Consider the following 1,831-nt stretch of genomic DNA (forward strand, 5'->3'; position numbering starts at 1 on the left):
GATCAAAGTATTGAAGGAATGGTTATTATTGTGCAAGATTTGCCGATGGTCGAGGACATGGCGATGGAAATTGAATATATAAAGGATTTAAATGAAGATTTACATGCAATCTTGTCTAGTATTTATGATGAAATATTAGTTGTTAATCATAAAGGGGAATTAATTCGTTATAGTGAAACTGTTATCAATGATTTTTGGGGGAGTAATTTGAAAGACCTTTTAGGAAAAAATCTTTTAGACTTAGAAAAGAAAGGATTATTTAGTCCATCTGTTACGCGATTAGTGTTGGAAAAACAAAAAAAGGTATCAGTTGTACAAGAAACAAAAAGCGGAAGAAAAATATTAGCAGTTGGAAACCCTGTATTTAATGAAAACGGAGAGCTTCATCGTATTATTATTGCATCAAGGGATATTACCGAAGCGACGAGATTGAAGACGGAATTACATGAAATAAAGAAGATATCAGAGCGATATAAGAAGGAGTTAGATGACTTTAAAAATAAAGATCGTTTTCTTAAGAAGCTTATTTACTGTAGTCCAAAAATGGAGCAAATTATTAACCAAGCTAAAAAAATAGCAGATTTTTCTTCCAATGTTCTTATTTCTGGAGAATCTGGCGTCGGAAAAGAAGTAATTGMTCAGGCAATTCATCAACTTGGAAACCGGTCTTCAAAGCCATTCTTAAAATTAAATTGTGGTGCAATTCCAGAAACTTTGTTAGAAAGTGAACTATTTGGTTATACGAAAGGTGCTTTTACAGGAGCTGATAAAAATGGAAAAGAAGGATATTTTAAGCGGGCTGATCAAGGTATTTTATTTTTAGATGAAATTGGAGAAATGCCTTTACATTTGCAAGTGAAATTACTTAGAGTCTTGCAAGAACAAGAAGTAATTCCTATTGGAAGTACAATACCTACGAAAATAAATGTACAAATTATTGCTGCTACAAATAAGAGTCTTGAAAAGATGGTGGAATCTGGAACATTCCGTGAAGATTTGTTTTATCGCCTAAATGTAATTCCGTTGCGAGTTCCTCCTCTACGAGAGCGAATGGAAGATGTTCCGGTACTTGCCTTTCATTTCTTGCAACAGTTAAATGAAAAATATAATAAAAATTATCATTTAACTCCAGATGCGCTTAGCTTACTAGAGTTTTACTCATGGCCAGGAAATGTACGTGAATTACAAAATATGATTGAACGTTTAGTCGTATCAGCAGACGATCCAGTAATTGAAGCGGAGTTTGTTAGTAAGTTTTTAACACCTGGTTATGACTTTAAAAAATCAAAACCAGTTATTACAAGAGTATTACCATTACAAGAAGCACTACATTCTGTAGAAGAACAATTGATTTTACTTGCAATGAAGCAGTACAAAACAACGACTAAGGCTGCAAAAGCTCTTGGAATCAGCCAATCTTCAGTGAGTCGTAAATATCAAAAAATTGTTAGTGAAAAAGGGATAGCGGCTGATATCATCTCTTATTCCTAAAAAGGAGAAGGTCACATAGACTTCTCCTTTTTGTGTGCGCCCAGCATGTACATATTCTCTAGAGTTCAAGTCCGGGGTCGTGAAGGTGGTAGCGGTAATGATTAACGTTCCGTTTTATGCAAAATGGAATAGTGTATGCAGGAGTGCATAAATTGTTTGTTGTTTTTAAGAAAATAGTCAGTTTATCCCGCTATTTGCGGGCAGTAAAACTCCCACCTCAAAATTCRGSTGGAGCAAAGAAGTTAGGTGGGAGCCCTGCTGCCTGTAAACGCCCGATTGGTGAGGGCTAATAATCAGTGGGGGATGAACAAAACCCCCACTGATTAAAGTTTCACTTTAT

The 1,831-nt window shown here is 35.2% G+C and carries 1 protein-coding gene; it reads left to right on the forward strand.

All coding sequences use genetic code 11. The features are described from left to right. The coding region (locus tag AC1DTM_RS24890; protein ID WP_477001136.1) for a sigma-54 interaction domain-containing protein at positions 1-1,491 on the forward strand (1,491 nt) is incomplete at its 5' end. Between the last annotated feature and the right edge of the window lie 340 nt (positions 1,492-1,831).

This window comes from Bacillus sp. P4_D3 (genome assembly GCF_056401855.1).